Genomic DNA, 15996 nt, shown 5'->3' with positions numbered 1-15996 from the left:
CAAAAACCGGCTCTTTTCCCCCTTGAACGTACCTTTTTATAGGTTGGAACCTGTCTGTACTGCTGCTTCTCTTCCCCCTAAACCTCATTTTTGTTCTCTAACATGCTTTCCGTGTCACTCCAAGTCACTGGATGACGACCTGCCCCTCCATTGTCTTTTCCCCCAATGAACCAGCCAGCAACTTCCCCCCCCCACACACACAAGCGCCCGCAATTTCTCATATATAGGCTCTTTTCTTCATGCCCCCCTAAGCTTCCCCAACAGCTCCCCTAAGTCCCCCTAAGTCCCCCAAAGCCCTCCCCCAAAAACGAAACACCATTGTCACCGCAATGAAAAAGCACTTGGGGCCCTTTCATTGCGGCGCTCTCCCCCAGCACGCACCACAAAAGCTCCCAAAATCACACCTCCATACCTCTAAGCACTTGGCCTTACTCCCATTCTCGTTTTCCTCTCCAGCATACACCTTGCATGCGCTCCAAGCACCCTTTCTTCCCCCCATTTCCCAACATGCTTTCACATTCATGTCCCTTAAGTTCGCTACGCTCCCTACTTCCCTGCGCCCCCTTGTTTGGCACCCTCCTCCAACATAAAAACCGGCTCTTTTCTCCCTCTGCTCTTTCCTTTTTATAGAACTTTGCCTCTCCTCAACGCTGCACACGATCCCTTTCTTGCCCGCCTCATTCTTGTTTTGCCCTCCAGCAGACGCTTTGTCTTCATTCCAAGCACCCTTTCTTCCCCCTCCTTCAAAGCAATTTCTGTCCTTAGATGAAAACCTGTCCCAACACTCTTAATTTGCTGTACCATCTTCTCCAAAGCCTCATTAAAACGGCTAATTTCATTTTCAAGCTTGCAAATATACGCTTCATCACGATAAGCCCGTTTAATCAAAGGAGGCATATCCGGCCAATAGAGCATTAAATCCACCCATTCGCGTTGAGAAATCCATAATCCCCCTTGACATTGTGCTTTATGTTCTGCTGGAAAATTCTTTTGCATAAAATGAGGGATCAAAATTTCAGGTTTTTTTGTTTTAATTTCTAATAAGCCATTTTTTCCCACAAAAGCATCGGGGGAAAATCCTTGTCCGCGATCATCAGCCAAAACAAAGCCAATACATTCAGGTTCTGTATGTGTAAGTTCCCCATAAAGCTGTCGTGCGATTGGTTCTAATTCTGTTCCACGTCGCTGAGAAAGTGTTGTTCCTTCCTCAACGGTTTTTCCTGTAATTCTTTCTCCCGCCAATTTCATCATCACACTCTGATAGCGTGAAGTTTTTTGCCCCTGTTTTTTTTGTGCCATAACCATCTCAAACAAAGAAGCCGTAATCAAACCATTACGCACTTTCTGCCATTCTTCTGTTCCTTGAATACAATCGATAATAATTGGCATGACCTTTCTCCCCTTCATCTTTAAAGTGTTTTTTGCAATATATCCTCTTTGAAACATTCATATTTTTAAAGCCTGTGTCCCTCACACGGACTAAAGGCGACAACATCCTTCAATGCATCCTTCAATATTGTGCCGCTGAAAACACAAAAACTGCTGCCCCCCTCAACATCCCCCCTCCGCAATTTCTCATATATAGGCTCTTTTCTTCATGCCCCCCCTTTCCCATATCGGTTAAGAAAACCCCCGCAAAGCTCCCCCCTAAGCTCCCCTAAGCTTCCTTAAGTCCCCCCTAAGCTCCCCTAAGCTTCCCCAAAGCTTCCCCTAAGCTTCCCTTCCAAGAACGAAAGCATAACGCACACCATTGTCACCGCAATGAAAAAGCACTTGGACCCTTTCATTGCGGCGCTCCCCCAGCACGCACCACAAAAACTCCCAGCCCCCCCGTTTTTGTCCCAATACGTCTAAACAAGCTTTAACGACCTCCCCCGTCAAACACCTTCTTCCATTTTCCAGCATGCTTTACGTGTCATTCCAAGCTCCCTACTTGCGTGCCGCAAAAACATAAAAACCGGCTCTTTTCCCCCTTGAACGTGCCTTTTTATAGGTTGGAACCTGTTTGTACTGCTGCTTCTCTTCCCCCTAAGCCTTCATTTTTATTTTCCAGCATGCTTTCCGTGTCACTCCAAGTCACTGGATGACGACCTGCCCCACCATTGCCTTATCCCCCCAATGAACCAGCCAGCAACTTCCCCCCCACACACACAAGCGCCCGCAATTTCTCATATATAGGCTATTTTTTTCATGCCCCCCTTTCCCATGTCGGCTAAAAAAACCCCCGCAAAGCTTCCCCCTAAGCTTCCCCTAAGCTTCCCTTCCAAGAACGAAAGCATAATGCACACCATTGTCACCGCAATGAAAAAGCACTTTGGCCCTTTCATTGCGGCTTCCTTTTTCAACCCTGCTATTGCACGACGGAAAAATCATGGCGGCAATATTCTTCCTCCAATTTTTTTGCCATAGACTGAGCCACCTCTTGCGATATAAAAAGTATAGCGTTGTGTTTTTGTGGTTCGAGTCTGATTAAATTTCGCATATTTCCAGCATAATAAAGTGGAATCCCTTGATAAGAAGTCTTGAGATAACTTGGCATGTTTACCACCAATAATCTGTCAAGACATCACATGGGCGTAAACGATGCTGTTTTTCATAAGAGCCATAGAGATTATCTTCATAATCGCAAGCCGCTCTTTCATTTAAACAAGCATGATAAGCTTCACTATTCAAAATGAAGGGCTGCAATTGTGTATTTTCTTCATTCATTTCATGATTTTCGACATAAAAATCAGCGATTTGTTCCGTAACATCTTCAGCATGAGAAGTTGTCAGATCGAGTCGTAAAACTCTATAAACAGTTTCACATTCTTCAATCAGTTCGAGCACCTCTTCGATTTCGTCGATTGGTCCTTCATAAGTACAAGGATTTTCCTCTTCGCATAAAACGATAATGATTTCATCCTCTTTAACGAATGAAATATTTTTCATGATTTCCCCCTTTAGATAGTTGATAAAGCATAGCCTTGTCTTGACAAGACTAAATATAGCGTTAGTCTTATCTCCTCTATAGGAGAGATGTCAACCATTTTATCCTTCATAAAAGATATATTTTAAATATCTACGGGGTTCAAATGACATATGTAAATAAAAATCTATTATTCTTTGTTCCTCTCATGCCCCTTTGTTGTTCTCTATTTGTTCTTACAAAATTGCAATTATAAACACACAGGAGAGATAAAATGAGTGACATAATATTAATAAAATACTGGAGTCGCCTTGATTCAAAAGCACAGAAGGAAGTTATTTTGAAGCTTCGTCAATTGGCCGCCGCAAAAGAGTCAAAATCGCCTGTCTCTCTTGCGGAGAGAGTTTCGAAATAAGCTCTATAAATTCTTTATCTTCAGGGCTAGCCCCTTTACCATAAAGAATATAATTCATACTGATATTAATTTCGTGACAAATTCGCGAGAGAGATTCGATTGTTGGTTCTTTTCCTTCAGAAAGAATAGAATGAAGGTACCCCGCGCCTTTACCGGCAGCGAGGGAGATAGATCTTTTTGACCGCCCACTTTTTTCCAAAGCGATTCTTAATCTTTGACGCCAACCATCGATATTCATAATTTCACCATATAGCGCGTCTTTTTAAAAAAACACGTCCTTTTTATAAAACGAGCTTGCATTATCCTCTAAAAAGGATAAAATTAAGGAAACAAATTTTACTTTTTCGGGGGAAATTTTTTTATTTTTGGATCATAAAAACACTTTAACCACCCTACAGGATATAAAAGACCACTCTCCAAAGCTTCTGCCCAAAAGCAAGTACGTTGAGAATGTGTGGTATTCTTTATTTTTTCCATCACCGCAATCTTAAATCGTAAGTTTGCATGCTCTTCAAGCACAGCCAATCATTTATAAGCGTCGTAAAGAAGCCTCTAGTCATCATCGAACAGAGCCAAAAGCAACACAAGTTAAATCCTTATTTGAGCTTTTATCATCAATAAAAATGTATAAAAAAGAAGAAAGTAGATTGCAGTATGAAACACGCTAATCAACAAGAAACTCCTCATTATGAATCGTCTAGGCTTCCATATGTTTGTTGGTATCAAAATGACTTTCTAGGAGGTGTACGTGGGATGCGCGCACACGAAATTGGAATCTATACGATTCTTCTCAATGAAATGTATGCCCGTGGACGACCTTTAGAAATATCGAAAGAACGTTTAGCGCGTCTTTGTGGTTGTGACAAGCGAACTTTTGTTAATGTTTTAGAAATGCTCATCCAAGAGGGTAAGATTTTAAATTTAGCCAATGGATTATGGAACAAGCGTTGCGAAAATATTTTTCAAGAGCGTGAAAAATTGCTTGAACAAAAATCCTTTGCGGGTCGTTCTTCGGCAAAAAAACGCAAAAAAATCAATGCAGAGATGCAACAACTGCTTAACGAAAGTCCAAAAGATGCTGCACAAAGCTCAGAAGCTCAAAAGACAGAAGAAAAGGAAACACCTTACGGTGTTTTAGAAAAGAAAATTTTGTTTGATGAGACAGACCCTTGTTTTTCCTTCGAAGAGAACTTTGAACAAAGCGATCATCCATCCCCCTCATCGGCTCTTGATTCACCTCTCTCTTCCCCTCCACAAGAAGAAGCGGAGCAAAAAAACGCCCCCTCTTTAAACGCTCCCCAAGCCGAGTTTACCTCCGCCCCTATCGCGCAAATTGTCACGGGGGAAAAAACAAAATCCGCCACCACTCTCCCCCCCAGCAATCTTTCTGCCTCCATCCCGCTTTGCACCAACAAAAAAACCACTGCCTCAGTTGCCAAAGGGCACCGTCTTCCTGAGCATTGGCAAGCAGACATCAAGGCGGCAGTTTCAGAAGGTTTGAGTGAAAGCCAAGCCCATTGGCAAGAAAAGAAATTTCGCGACTATTGGCAAGCCAAGAGCGGCAAAGAAGCTCTCAAAGTAGACTGGCAAGCCACATGGCGCAACTGGTTTCGCCGTGAGATCGAACGGCAAGAACAGCAAAAACAGGGAAGCTCCTCATCTTTCATCTCTGAGAACAACGACACCCTTTACCGCAGTTTGATCAACTATAATGACAATTTTTGACATCACAAAAACAACGTATTTTTCAAGCACGCGCGGGGATAAAAATGTTTCAAAACCACAACAGCATCGGACAAAATAACACAGAACAAAACAAAGGGCGGCAAAACAACACTTGGATAGGCGATTCACACAGCAAAACGCGTCAACATCGACCATTTTGCTCTCATCACAAAAGCGTTTTCCCCACACAAGGACATCCACAGGCACCCCAACACAAGGCACTCCAGCATGCACCACACCCTCACAGGCATCCGCCCCGCCCTTCTTGCATCCTTCCTCCTTTCCGCCTTCCTCCTTTCCTCAAGGCGCCACTTCCCATGCTCTTGGCAAACAAACACCAACACAGCCATTTCAGAAAAACTCAATGAAAAGCAAACTCTTTGGCAACAAACCCACCCCTTCCACACATGCCCCAACAGGACTCCAACATGCACCACACCCTCAAAACAGGCATACCCACCCCGCCCTTCTTTCACCCCCTTCCTCCTTTCCGCCTTCCTCCTTTCCTCAAGGCGCCACTTCCCATGCTCTTGGCAAGCAGACATCAACACAGCCATTTCAGAAAAACTCAATGAAAAGCAAACTCTTTGGCAACAAACCCACCCCTTCCACACAAGGGCACCCCAACACAAGGCACCCCAACAGGACTCCAGCATGCACCACACCCTCACAGGCATCCGCCCCGCCCTTCTTGCATCCTTCCTTCTTTCACCCCCTTCCTCCTTTCCGCCTTCCTCCTTTACTCAAGGCACCACTTCCCATGCTCTTAGCAAACAAACACCAACACAGCCATTTCAAAAAGGTTTGAGTGAGAGTCAAGCCCTTTGGCAAGCCAAGAGGTTTCGCGACTATTGGCAAGAAAAGAGCGGCAAAGAAGCTCTCAAAGTAAACTGGCAAGCCCCATAGCACCACGGGACTTTACGATCAGATCGAATGGTGAGAACAGCAAAAACAGAATTCTCACCTCCCACATCTTGAGAAAAACGACAATAATATCACGAATGACCATGAGCACAATTTTTGAAATCAAACAAAAACTTATCTCACAAGCCGATAAAATAGTAGAAATGCTTCTTCCCCAAGGGCACAAACGAGGCAACAATTGGATTGTAGGCAACACACGTGGTGAAGCTGGTCAAAGTTTATCGATTTGCTTAAGTGGTAGTAAAGCAGGACTTTGGTATGATTTTGCAGAAAGCACAGGAGGAGATCTTTTAGACCTTTGGTGTGAAGTCAAAGGCATTAGCCTCTCTCAAGCCTTAGAAGAAGCACGCGCGACTCTCAATCTGACACGCCCCAAACCCTTTATGGCGCCTCATCGTTCCTATCGCCGTCCACCGGTTCCTAAAGGGCAGAGCCCGCAGAATCTTGTAAAAACCTATCTCCATGAAGAACGCCGCATTCCTCTAGAGATTATAAAGCGTTACCGCATAGGAGAAAATGGCGAAAAAATCATTTTCCCCTTTTATAAACCCGACGGCACCCTTGCTTTAGTCAAAGAACGGCTTGCGCAAACGGGAGCAAAAACCAAACCAACAGCCTCCCAATGTGAACCTATTTTATTTGGTTGGCAAGCCCTTTACCCCACAAACCACCCCTCCACGCACACATCCCAGCAGGCAACCCAGCACACATCCCAGCAGGCATTCCAAAACACCGCCCAGCAGGTACCCTCAACCAACCCCACCTCCACACAGGCACCCCAAAACACCGCCTCAACCAACCACGCCTCCACGCAGGCGCCCCAAAACACCGCCACAATCAACCCCGCCTCCACAAAGGCATCCCTGCACACATCCCAGCAGGCATCCCAACACGCACCTCAGCAGGCACCTCAGCAGGCAACCCAGCACGCACCTCAGCAGGCACCCCAAAACACCGCCTCAACCAACCACCCCTCCACACAGGCACCCCAAAACACCGCCTCAACCAACCACGCCTCCACGCAGGCGCCCCAAAACACCGCCTCAACCAACCACCCCTCCACACAGGCACCCCAAAACACCGCCACAATCAACCCCGCCTCCACAAAGGCATCCCTGCACACATCCCAGCAGGCATCCCAACAAGCACCTCAGCAGGCACCTCAGCAGGCACCCCAAAACACACCCCAGCAGGTACCCTCAACCAACCCCGCCTCCACGCAGGCACCCCCAAACACCGCCTCAACCAACCTCACCTCTACACAGGCGCCCCAAAACACCGCCACAACCAACCACGCCTCTACACAGGCGCCCCAAAACACCGCCTCAACCAACCTCACCTCCACACAGGCGCCCCAAAACACCGCCTCAACCAACCACCCCTCCACGCAGGCATCCCCGCACACACCCCAGCAGGCACCCACGCACGCGCCCCAACAGGCGCCATTCCCCAATTTTTCTTCAACAAACCGTACCATTGTTATCACTGAAGGAGAAATTGATGCGCTATCCTTAGCCGCCTATGGATATCCGGCGGTTTCTGTTCCCTTTGGAGGAGGCAGTGGAGGAAAACACAACTGGATTGAAAATGAATTTGATCATTTAGAATCTTTTGAAACGATTTTTTTAGCCACCGATATGGATCCGCCCGGAGAAGAAGCAGCCCGTGAGATTGCCAGCAGGCTTGGACGCCACCGTTGCTACCGTGTCCGTTTACCCCTTAAAGATGCCAATGACTGTTTAACCGCAGGGATCGATAAAGCCACCATAAAAGCTGCCTTTTCCTCAGCACAAAGCTTTGCCCCAGAAGGTTTACGGCGCGCCTCAGACTATAAAGATCAAGTGATTGGGCTTTTTTGGCCAGAGCCTGAAAAACATCTTGGTTATACGGTTCCCTATCCTAAACTGAAGGACAAATTGCATTTCCGCCCAGCAGAATTAACGCTCTGGAGTGGTGCGAGTGGTACAGGTAAAAGCCAATTATTATCAGACTGTATTCCCCATTGGATTGCACAAAAGAGTCGCCTTTGCTTAGCGTCTCTAGAAATGAAAGGAGAACAATCACTTCGCCGTTTAACCAAACAAACGGGCGGCTTAGAACAGCCTACAAAAGAAACGATTGAACGGATTCTTCATTTTTTAGACGAAGGGCTTATTCTTTATGAGCATGTTGGCAAATCGAGCGTAGATACCTTACTTGAAGTCTTTGACTATTGCCGTGCGCGCTATGGCTGCGATCAATTTATCATCGACAGTTTGATGCGGCTTGGCATTGCCTCAGATGATTATGCAAGACAAGAACAAGCGGTTTATAAAATGGTTGATTGGGCTGTTTTAAACAATGTGCATATTCACCTTGTCGCCCATGCCCGCAAAGGCGGTCTGGATAAAGATATCCCCAGCACAGAAGACATTAAAGGCGCCTCAGAAATTGGTGCCAATGCCTTTAATATCATCACCATTTGGCGCAATCGGTCGTTGGAAGATAAAATCTTTGCCGCCTCTCTAGCACAAGAAAAAGCAGATTTAGCAAAACGCCCAGGCGTTATTATGAATATTGCCAAACAACGTTCTGGTGATTTTGAAGGCAAAATAGGGCTTTGGTTTGATCCCCAAACCTACCGCTATCGCTGTTCTTTTGAACAATCATTCCCTCGACGTTATCTGTAATACCCCATAAACCCCACTCTCTTTAAAAACGCCTCCGCCTTCACACGCGCACGCCTTGCTCCCACAGAAACAACAGGAAGGATCAATCCACAAATGACGAAAAACACCCAATCCTTCGCGAACCAAAGCCAGCTCAACCCTAGATTCTCTGCTCCCAAAGGCAAACAAAAAAAGATCGCTCCAGCAATGGCGCAAAACACCAACCCCTTCAATAACCACAAACAACGCGTCACCACTCCATTTTGCCGCCCCCTTATATGCAAAATCAAGAACCACTCCAACAGTACAGCAAACACGATCCCCATCAAGGACAGGAGTCCCCACGGTATGTCCATACTCTCCATCCCCAAAAGAGCTAAAAAAAGGACGACTCCTAAAATGCCGTAAAACAGCACTTCCTTCAAAAAGAGGGAAACACCAAAAATACAATAAAACGCCGCCCGCCACCACGGAATATCGAAGCGCTTGGAAACTTTATAAGTACAAATAACGACAACAATAAAAAGGTAGGAAACCACCAACAACAGCAAAAAAACACCCCCTACCTCAAGAACCAAGCCCATAGAACACGCGCACACCTTGCTCCCTCACAAACAAAAGGAAGGGTAAATCCAAAAATGAATAAAAACACCCAATCCTTCGAGAACCAAAGCCAGCTCAACCCTAGATTCTCTGCTCCCAGACGGGTAAAACAAAGGAGAGTACCCAAAATGCAGGAAAACAGCACAAAATTCAAAGCACGCAACGACCTCTGTAATACCGTATCACCTTGCTCGCGTATAAAGAACCCCAAGAGCACTTTCAACAATACAGACAAGAGCAAAACCTTTAAGAATACCGCCCTTATGCTATCCATATCTCTGACACCCACAGCAGCAAACCACAGGATAAAGCCCATCATGCAACAAAACATAACCGCCTTTAAGAACACTTGCCAAGCAACAGGCATGCTCTTGACGCCCAGATGCACCAAACCAAGGACAGTTGCAAAAATGCAAGAAAACACCGCCCCCTTCAAGAGCAGCTCCCCGTCAACAGCGCGCCTGCCCACGCCCACATAAATAAAACCAAGGTAGGTGGCAACAACGCCATAAAGCACCACCCATCTCCAAAACATCCCCCCTGTAACAGAGCGACGCTTTGCTCCCTTATAAATAAAAATCAAGGCCAGAGCAAAAAAGCAGAAAACCCCCAACAACAGCCAAAACATCACATCGTTCGACATCAAATACCCCTCACAGAAAGAACATCAAAGACCACGCCCGTGGGGAAGAGAAATGCTCATTTTTTTANAACATCAAAGACCACGCCCGTGGGGAAGAGAAATGCTCATTTTTTTAAGCACCACCCCAACAGTACACGCACACACCGTACCCCCTCCAGAGCAAAAAAAGAAACAAGTCCAATAATGCCCGCAAACACCAACCCCTTCAAAAACATGTCCCGCGCAACCACCATACGCCCCGCTCCTTCATAAGTAAAAATCAGAGACCATGCCAAAAATGCAGCAAAAGATCAATCCTTTGCAAAGAATGAAAGCCTAAACCCAAAACGCTTTGCCCCTAGACAAATAAGCCCAAGGATAAGACCAAAGACAACGCCAAAAAGAATGTAAAAGACCCACTTGTTTGAGAACCACAACCAAGTCAAACCAAAGTGCTCAGCTTGCGCATAAACAAACTTAGAGGTCACGCCAACAAAGAATGCAAGCACCCCACCCTTAAAAAAGTCCTTCCTTGTAAACCCGAAAAACCTTATTCCCGCATAAATAGAAACAAAGGCGAGAACCAAAGGACAGAAAAGTGCCAACCACTGCAAAAACATCAAATCGTTCGACATCAAATACCCCTCACAAAAAGAACATCAAAGACCACGCCCGTGGGACAGAAAAATGCTCATTTTTTTAAGCCCCCCAACAGTACACGCACACACCGTACCCCCTCCAAAGCAAAAAAAGGAACAAGTCCAATAGTGCCCAGAAACACCCCATTGTTAAAGATCAAAAACCAGTGCCCCCCCATATGCTTGGCTCCGTTATACGCCAATCCAACAACAGCTCCAACAACGCAGCAAAACACCAGAAACTTCAAAAACATGTCCCGCGCAACCACCATACGCCCCGCTCCTTCATTAAGTAAAAATCAGAGACCATGCCAAAAATGCAGCAAAACATCAATCCTTTGCAAAGAATGAAAGCCTAAACCCAAGACGTTTTGCCCCTAGACAAATAAGCCCAAGGATAAGACCAAAGACAACGCCAAAAAGAATATGGAAGACCCACTTGTTTGAGAACCACAACCAAGCCAAACCAAAGTGCTCAGCTTGCCCATAAACAAACTTAGAGACAGCGATAATAATGAAGCTCAACGCCAAATTTTTTAAAAAAGCCTTCCTTGTAACCCCGAAAAACCTCATTGCCGCATAAATAGAAACAAAGACAAGAGCAACAAAGCAGAAAAACCCCAACCACTGCAAAAACATCACATCGTTCGACATCAAATACCCCTCACAGAAAGAACATCAAAGACCACGCCCGTGGGACAGAAAAATGCTCATTTTTTTAAGCCCCCCAACAGTACACGCACACACCGTACCCCCTCCAGAGCAAAAAAAGAAACAAGTCCAATAATGCCCGCAAACACCACCCCCTTCAAAAACATGTCCCGCGCAACCACCATACGCCCCGCTCCTTTATTAAGTAAAAATCAGAGACCATGCCAAAAATGCAGCAAAAGATCAATCCTTTGCAAAGAATGAAAGCCTAAAACCAAGACGCTTTGCCCCTAGACAAATAAGCCCAAGGATAAGACCAAAGACAACGCCAAAAAGAATGTTAAACACCCACTTGTTTGAGAACCACACCTGAGCCAAACCAAAATGCTCAGCTTGCGCATAAACAAACTTAGAGCTCACGCCAACAAAGAATGCAAGCACCCCACTCTTAAAAAAGTCCTTCCTTGTAACCCCGAAAAACCTCATTGCCGCATAAATAGAAACAAAGACAAGAGCAACAAAGCAGAAAAATACCAACCACGGCAAAAAAACCAAATCGTTCGACATCAATATCCCCCACAGCAGTAAAATTAAAGGTAACGCCCATCATGCAAAAAAATGCCAATCCTTTCAAGAAGCAAATCCACGCGAGACAATACACTTTTCTCCCATACAGCCTCCCCTATAAACCCCTCTCCTATAAAACAATGACAACACCCACAGAAAGCGACCCCTCACCCTTTTTTTGAAACTTCCCCTCACGCAAAAAGCAGACATAAAAACGTATCCCTCAACAAGCATACAACAGCACAATCCCGTTTCTTTGCATAAACATAAAGAAGCAAACGATAATTTTTAAGGAGATGCTATGACCCATAAGCAGAAAAAAAATATGCAAACCTGCCCGCTTGATCATCAAAATCAAGAAAAGCACATTGGTCATTTAAAGACGCAAGAAATCCCTGTTGAAACGCGTAATCCTTATTTTAAACCCAATCATCGAGAAAGTTCCAGCAACCCGCGCACCATCAATGCCATTGCCAATGCACAAAGCCATCCCATTGCACTTTTATATGCGAAAGGACATCTCAGCAAAGCCCAATATAAAGCGGCAGAACGTTTTTATTTTTACTGGCGTCAAAGCCAAGCCGATCTCCACATGAGCCTTGACTACACCCGTGAAAAGGTTTCCTGTAGCCAAGGGTACATACACCCCATTGAACGTCAAATAGAAGCCTCCAATCATTTAAGAACAATCAAAGTTCAACTGGGTATTCTTGGCTATTCACTGCTTGAACGCGTTATCGGCCATGGACAAGCGATAAAAGAATTAAGTTCTTCAAAACGCAAACAAAACTCCCTTGCCGATCATTTACGAGATTGTTTAGACTTGCTCGCATTTCATTGGGGATATGCAAACCATAAACATTTTGAATAATCCCCCTCCTCGCCATTTTAAGCGGCCTCCCATGTTGCCCCCGCCCCCTCTAAAGAAACCTCCCCCACACGGGGTCAAGCATTGAGCAGCTCTCGCCCCCATTTTCATTACCTTGCCCCCCACACCCAAAAGGACAATACTTCACCCCCCACACATACTGAAGATACACCCCACACTCTTAAAAACAAAAAGCCTTCCCCATATCAGTCCTATAATCATGAGGGGCTCTTAATTCGTTTTTGATTGAAGAATATTATCAAGATGCTTGTATGCATCATAATATTTTTAAATATAGTTTAATTAATATCGAGTCTTAAAACAAATATTCAATTGAAAAAAGTGTTAAGTTTTAATGCAAAATGACAAAATTTTTTGTAAAAAGTATTTTTTATATTGCTATTTTTTCAATTCTCTGCTAATTATAATGTGGTAGGTTCTTTAAGTATGATTTTTTGTATTTAGTACGGCCTTTTGAATTTATTCTTTTTTGACACGTCCTGCGAGTCAATGTTAAAATTCTCCTGCTCTTTGGTCCTCTAATTGCGACGGAGGACTTTTTTTTATAACTGTACTTTTTTATGACTGTATTGTCTTAAATCACTTCCTTATGAGCTTTGTTATATTCCTCCATAAGGTCTACCCGCAAAATAGATCATTCTTTTGTCAAATTGACTTGCGTTTCATTCTCAAAGAACAAAGATTCTTAACTCAATCTGATTTACAAACAGCTTGGATACACTTCTCTCTTGGCTTCCATTTCCTCTTGGCTTCCATTTCCTCTTGGCTTCCATTCACTCTTGGCTTCCATTCAGGGATTTTCAGCTAAACTCAAGGCGCAACAGAAGCTTGCTCTGTCTTAAAGATTCACCACGCCCTTAAAAAAACACTTAAAACATATCCAAAGAAGCCTGCTTCATATCACCAAACTTCAAATGACAGTGTTTTACGACATAACAGAATGACTTAACTACTGGATAACTTTCTTTATCGCATAGTCCACCAACAGGTTGATGTATCACGGTAATAATTTGATTTATAATAATAATTTCCAGTTATCCATATAAAATTTAAGAGACCCGGATATCATAGGGATTCTCTCATTTTAAATTTATTTCATGTTGCATCAATCAACACCTTGTCTTTTCCACATTACAAACATGAGAGACATATGAAATAAAACACTAGCAAGATAAAGAATCAAAATGCCTCTTATGAACACGCTCAAGAGCCAAAGGCTGTCATCACATGAGGCGCGAATAGTATGATAGTGCAGGCTTTCCCCTTATGAGATTTTAAAGAAGGGCTTATCCACTTCGCAAGAGATTTCTCCATTATCCCATTCATCAACATCCCCATTCATCAACATCCCCATTCATCAACATCCCCATTCATCAACATCCCCATTCATCAACATCATTGTGATGATAAGACAACATAATGTTTTTTAAACAAGTACGTAAATGTGCAACACAAATATATTCTATTTAGAACATTCTGTTTTACGTGATTCGCGTAAAACCTCATTAAAAACAAAATCTCTATGAGAAAAAATCTAAAGCGTGAGGATAAAAACATGAAGCAAGCGTGATTCCATTCAGCTATTGCTCTTTAACCGTCAAACCAAATAAAAATAGATCCGGCCAAATAAAAATAGATCCAGAAAGTATGTTAATCTTCCTACCTTAAGAGATAAGCTAAGAATATAGACAACATCTCTCCTAACATTCCCCTTTTTCTAGCATCGCGTAAGAATCAAAAGTTATACAGCTTATTTTGTCATATTATAAAGCACTGTTTTTTTAAGGCGGTATTGAAGCAGTTAAAACAATTGAAGTGTTTAGCCAACGCCATTAGCAAAGCTAAAAAAACAAACTGTTGAAAAGCCGTGCATATCTTGTGTAAACACAAAAAAAACAAGAAAAAGGCACAAAAATATCTTAATTTTTATAAAAATGCTCAGCGTCTTTTACGATTGTATTGACGAACAACCCTTATCACATAATCATCTTAAATATTGAGAATAAAGAATGAATAGCCCTCGCAAATACAGCAACCTATCAATAAAAATATAAAAACAAATCTTTTGGTTATCTCTGTTTCTTATGGAATATGCCTTTCCCTATGGATGCACTTTAGCCTCCAAAGAGTGCGTTCAATCCATGGAAAGGATGCACTCCAGCCCTCAAAAGAGTGCATCCTTCCCCTCAACGGAAACTGCCGAACCCTCATAAGGCAGTATCCAATCCATAAGAGGATGCACTCTAGCCCTCAAAAAGAGTGCATCCTTCCCCTCAACGGAAACTGCCGAACCCTCATAAGGCAGTATCCAATCCATAAGAGGATGCACTCCGCGCCTTAAAAAGAGTGCATCCTTCCCCTCAACGGAAACTGCCAAACCCTCATGAAGCAGTATCCAATCCATGAGAGGATGCACTCCGCCTTCAAAAGAGTGCATCCTTCCCCTCAACGGAAACTGCCGAACCCTCATAAGGCAGTATCCAATCCATAAGAGGATGCACTCCGCCTTCAAAAGAGTGCATCCTTCCCCTCAACGGAAACTGCCGAACCCTCATAAGGCAGTATCCAATCCATAAGAGGATGCACTCCGCCTTCAAAAGAGTGCATCCTTCCCCTCAACGGAAACTGCCGAACCCTCATAAGGCAGTATCCAATCCATAAGAGGATGCACTCCGCCTTCAAAAGAGTGCATCCTTCCCCTCAACGGAAACTGCCGAACCCTCATAAGGCAGTATCCAATCCATAAGAGGATGCACTCCGCCTTCAAAAGAGTGCATCCTTCCCCTCAACGGAAACTGCCGAACCCTCATAAGGCAGTATCCAATCCATAAGAGGATGCACTCCGCCTTCAAAAGAGTGCATCCTTCCCCTCAACGGAAACTGCCGAACCCTCATAAGGCAGTATCCAATCCATAAGAGGATGCACTCCGCCTTCAAAAGAGTGCATCCTTCCCCTCAACGGAAACTGCCGAACCCTCATAAGGCAGTATCCAATCCATAAGAGGATGCACTCCGCCTTCAAAAGAGTGCATCCTTCCCCTCAACGGAAACTGCCGAACCCTCATAAGGCAGTATCCAATCCATAAGAGGATGCACTCCGCCTTCAAAAGAGTGCATCCTTCCCCTCAACGGAAACTGCCGAACCCTCATAAGGCAGTATCCAATCCATAAGAGGATGCACTCCGCCTTCAAAAGAGTGCATCCTTCCCCTCAACGGAAACTGCCGAACCCTCATAAGGCAGTATCCAATCCATAAGAGGATGCACTCTAGCCCTCAAAAAGAGTGCATCCTTCCCCTCAACGGAAACTGCCAAACCCTCATGAAGCAGTATCCAATCCATAAGAGGATGCACTCTAGCCCTCAAAAAGAGTGCATCCTTCCCCTCAACGGAAACTGCCAAACCCT

The 15996-nt window shown here is 44.4% G+C and carries 21 protein-coding genes; 4 read left to right on the top strand and 17 right to left on the bottom strand.

The window, feature by feature from the left end:
- Positions 1-77: 77 nt before the first annotated feature.
- From ACFILN_RS03885 to ACFILN_RS03860, 6 genes are all read right to left on the bottom strand, one after another.
- A complete protein-coding gene (locus ACFILN_RS03885; RefSeq protein WP_375670921.1) occupies positions 78-221 on the bottom strand; it encodes a hypothetical protein in 144 nt (47 codons plus the stop codon).
- A gap of 403 nt (positions 222-624) precedes the next feature.
- Positions 625-1389 (bottom strand): lambda exonuclease family protein, encoded by a 765-nt coding sequence (locus tag ACFILN_RS03880; protein ID WP_273790849.1) that lies wholly within the window; start codon positions 1387-1389, stop codon positions 625-627.
- Between the two features lie 779 nt (positions 1390-2168).
- The gene (locus ACFILN_RS03875) at positions 2169-2327 is read right to left on the bottom strand and encodes a hypothetical protein (RefSeq protein ID WP_375670919.1); all 159 of its coding nucleotides are present in this window, start codon (positions 2325-2327) and stop codon (positions 2169-2171) included.
- Between the two features lie 23 nt (positions 2328-2350).
- On the bottom strand, positions 2351-2539 hold the full coding sequence (locus ACFILN_RS03870) for a hypothetical protein (RefSeq protein WP_273790850.1): 189 nt from the start codon (positions 2537-2539) through the stop codon (positions 2351-2353).
- A gap of 2 nt (positions 2540-2541) precedes the next feature.
- Positions 2542-2931: a hypothetical protein gene (locus ACFILN_RS03865; RefSeq protein WP_273790851.1), complete on the bottom strand. Its 390-nt coding sequence runs from the start codon at positions 2929-2931 to the stop codon at positions 2542-2544.
- Positions 2932-3243: 312 nt separating this feature from the next.
- A complete protein-coding gene (locus tag ACFILN_RS03860; protein WP_273790852.1) occupies positions 3244-3561 on the bottom strand; it encodes an XRE family transcriptional regulator in 318 nt (105 codons plus the stop codon).
- A gap of 416 nt (positions 3562-3977) precedes the next feature.
- On the opposite strand from ACFILN_RS03860, the gene ACFILN_RS03855 reads away from it, so the two are divergent.
- On the top strand, positions 3978-5048 hold the full coding sequence (locus ACFILN_RS03855; protein ID WP_375670917.1) for a YdaU family protein: 1071 nt from the start codon (positions 3978-3980) through the stop codon (positions 5046-5048).
- Between the two features lie 125 nt (positions 5049-5173).
- Here the strand turns inward: ACFILN_RS03855 and ACFILN_RS03850 are convergent, their stop codons facing one another.
- Positions 5174-5704 (bottom strand): hypothetical protein, encoded by a 531-nt coding sequence (locus ACFILN_RS03850; protein WP_375670915.1) that lies wholly within the window; start codon positions 5702-5704, stop codon positions 5174-5176.
- Between ACFILN_RS03850 and ACFILN_RS03845 the strand changes: the two genes are divergently transcribed.
- A complete protein-coding gene (locus ACFILN_RS03845; protein WP_375670923.1) occupies positions 5703-5954 on the top strand; it encodes a hypothetical protein in 252 nt (83 codons plus the stop codon). The two genes, ACFILN_RS03850 and ACFILN_RS03845, sit on opposite strands and share 2 nt — an antisense overlap.
- Before the next feature lie 101 nt (positions 5955-6055).
- A complete protein-coding gene (locus ACFILN_RS03840) occupies positions 6056-8641 on the top strand; it encodes a toprim domain-containing protein (protein WP_375670913.1) in 2586 nt (861 codons plus the stop codon).
- Here ACFILN_RS03840 and ACFILN_RS03835 read toward each other — a convergent pair.
- The 8 genes from ACFILN_RS03835 to ACFILN_RS03800 form a co-directional block, all read right to left on the bottom strand.
- On the bottom strand, positions 8632-9204 hold the full coding sequence (locus ACFILN_RS03835) for a hypothetical protein (RefSeq protein ID WP_375670911.1): 573 nt from the start codon (positions 9202-9204) through the stop codon (positions 8632-8634). The genes ACFILN_RS03840 and ACFILN_RS03835 overlap by 10 nt on opposite strands.
- Positions 9183-9866 (bottom strand): hypothetical protein, encoded by a 684-nt coding sequence (locus ACFILN_RS03830; RefSeq protein ID WP_375667701.1) that lies wholly within the window; start codon positions 9864-9866, stop codon positions 9183-9185. Before ACFILN_RS03830 ends, ACFILN_RS03835 begins: the two co-directional genes overlap by 22 nt.
- Before the next feature lie 104 nt (positions 9867-9970).
- Positions 9971-10099, bottom strand: a complete 129-nt coding sequence (locus ACFILN_RS03825; protein WP_375670910.1) for a hypothetical protein — start codon at positions 10097-10099, stop codon at positions 9971-9973.
- A gap of 57 nt (positions 10100-10156) precedes the next feature.
- A complete protein-coding gene (locus tag ACFILN_RS03820; protein WP_375659849.1) occupies positions 10157-10480 on the bottom strand; it encodes a hypothetical protein in 324 nt (107 codons plus the stop codon).
- A gap of 56 nt (positions 10481-10536) precedes the next feature.
- Complete coding sequence (locus ACFILN_RS03815; protein WP_375631446.1) at positions 10537-10755, bottom strand: hypothetical protein; 219 nt, start codon at positions 10753-10755, stop codon at positions 10537-10539.
- A 58-nt stretch (positions 10756-10813) separates the two neighbouring features.
- Positions 10814-11137 carry a hypothetical protein gene (locus ACFILN_RS03810; RefSeq protein WP_375670908.1) on the bottom strand — a complete coding sequence of 108 codons (324 nt, stop codon included), beginning with the start codon at positions 11135-11137 and terminating at the stop codon, positions 10814-10816.
- A gap of 56 nt (positions 11138-11193) precedes the next feature.
- Complete coding sequence (locus ACFILN_RS03805; RefSeq protein WP_375670906.1) at positions 11194-11319, bottom strand: hypothetical protein; 126 nt, start codon at positions 11317-11319, stop codon at positions 11194-11196.
- 58 nt (positions 11320-11377) lie between these two features.
- Positions 11378-11701: a hypothetical protein gene (locus ACFILN_RS03800; RefSeq protein ID WP_375670904.1), complete on the bottom strand. Its 324-nt coding sequence runs from the start codon at positions 11699-11701 to the stop codon at positions 11378-11380.
- A 301-nt stretch (positions 11702-12002) separates the two neighbouring features.
- On the opposite strand from ACFILN_RS03800, the gene ACFILN_RS03795 reads away from it, so the two are divergent.
- Positions 12003-12572: a hypothetical protein gene (locus tag ACFILN_RS03795; RefSeq protein WP_273790862.1), complete on the top strand. Its 570-nt coding sequence runs from the start codon at positions 12003-12005 to the stop codon at positions 12570-12572.
- A 2182-nt stretch (positions 12573-14754) separates the two neighbouring features.
- On the opposite strand, the gene ACFILN_RS03790 is transcribed toward ACFILN_RS03795, so the two are convergent.
- Both ACFILN_RS03790 and ACFILN_RS03785 read right to left on the bottom strand, forming a co-directional pair.
- On the bottom strand, positions 14755-15027 hold the full coding sequence (locus ACFILN_RS03790; RefSeq protein ID WP_375670902.1) for a hypothetical protein: 273 nt from the start codon (positions 15025-15027) through the stop codon (positions 14755-14757).
- Positions 15028-15778: 751 nt separating this feature from the next.
- Positions 15779-15996, bottom strand: a 218-nt coding sequence (locus tag ACFILN_RS03785; RefSeq protein WP_375670900.1) for a hypothetical protein, incomplete at its 5' end; no start/stop codon positions are given.

Origin of the sequence: Bartonella sp. CL434QHHD, from assembly GCF_042195145.1 — a bacterium.
GTDB lineage: Bacteria > Pseudomonadota > Alphaproteobacteria > Rhizobiales > Rhizobiaceae > Bartonella.
The sequence above is the reverse complement of the archived record's forward strand: the minus strand, read 5'-3'. Positions and strand labels throughout refer to the sequence as shown.

Bases quoted from the DNA above. Each gene is read 5' to 3' on its own strand.
- ACFILN_RS03845 (WP_375670923.1), top strand. From the start codon at position 5,703: ATGCACCACACCCTCACAGGCATCCGCCCCGCCCTTCTTGCATCCTTC.
- ACFILN_RS03790 (WP_375670902.1), bottom strand. From the start codon at position 15,027: ATGCACTCTTTTGAAGGCGGAGTGCATCCTCTCATGGATTGGATACTG.
- ACFILN_RS03855 (WP_375670917.1), top strand. From the start codon at position 3,978: ATGAAACACGCTAATCAACAAGAAACTCCTCATTATGAATCGTCTAGG.
- ACFILN_RS03810 (WP_375670908.1), bottom strand. From the start codon at position 11,137: ATGTCGAACGATGTGATGTTTTTGCAGTGGTTGGGGTTTTTCTGCTTT.
- ACFILN_RS03875 (WP_375670919.1), bottom strand. From the start codon at position 2,327: ATGAAAGGGCCAAAGTGCTTTTTCATTGCGGTGACAATGGTGTGCATT.
- ACFILN_RS03850 (WP_375670915.1), bottom strand. From the start codon at position 5,704: ATGCTGGAGTCCTGTTGGGGTGCCTTGTGTTGGGGTGCCCTTGTGTGG.
- ACFILN_RS03835 (WP_375670911.1), bottom strand. From the start codon at position 9,204: ATGGGCTTGGTTCTTGAGGTAGGGGGTGTTTTTTTGCTGTTGTTGGTG.
- ACFILN_RS03870 (WP_273790850.1), bottom strand. From the start codon at position 2,539: ATGCCAAGTTATCTCAAGACTTCTTATCAAGGGATTCCACTTTATTAT.
- ACFILN_RS03840 (WP_375670913.1), top strand. From the start codon at position 6,056: ATGAGCACAATTTTTGAAATCAAACAAAAACTTATCTCACAAGCCGAT.
- ACFILN_RS03880 (WP_273790849.1), bottom strand. From the start codon at position 1,389: ATGCCAATTATTATCGATTGTATTCAAGGAACAGAAGAATGGCAGAAA.
- ACFILN_RS03815 (WP_375631446.1), bottom strand. From the start codon at position 10,755: ATGGTGGTTGCGCGGGACATGTTTTTGAAGTTTCTGGTGTTTTGCTGC.
- ACFILN_RS03820 (WP_375659849.1), bottom strand. From the start codon at position 10,480: ATGTCGAACGATTTGATGTTTTTGCAGTGGTTGGCACTTTTCTGTCCT.
- ACFILN_RS03825 (WP_375670910.1), bottom strand. From the start codon at position 10,099: ATGGTGGTTGCGCGGGACATGTTTTTGAAGGGGTTGGTGTTTGCGGGC.
- ACFILN_RS03805 (WP_375670906.1), bottom strand. From the start codon at position 11,319: ATGGTGGTTGCGCGGGACATGTTTTTGAAGGGGGTGGTGTTTGCGGGC.
- ACFILN_RS03830 (WP_375667701.1), bottom strand. From the start codon at position 9,866: ATGTCGAACGATGTGATGTTTTGGCTGTTGTTGGGGGTTTTCTGCTTT.
- ACFILN_RS03795 (WP_273790862.1), top strand. From the start codon at position 12,003: ATGACCCATAAGCAGAAAAAAAATATGCAAACCTGCCCGCTTGATCAT.
- ACFILN_RS03865 (WP_273790851.1), bottom strand. From the start codon at position 2,931: ATGAAAAATATTTCATTCGTTAAAGAGGATGAAATCATTATCGTTTTA.
- ACFILN_RS03860 (WP_273790852.1), bottom strand. From the start codon at position 3,561: ATGAATATCGATGGTTGGCGTCAAAGATTAAGAATCGCTTTGGAAAAA.
- ACFILN_RS03800 (WP_375670904.1), bottom strand. From the start codon at position 11,701: ATGTCGAACGATTTGGTTTTTTTGCCGTGGTTGGTATTTTTCTGCTTT.
- ACFILN_RS03885 (WP_375670921.1), bottom strand. From the start codon at position 221: ATGAGAAATTGCGGGCGCTTGTGTGTGTGGGGGGGGGAAGTTGCTGGC.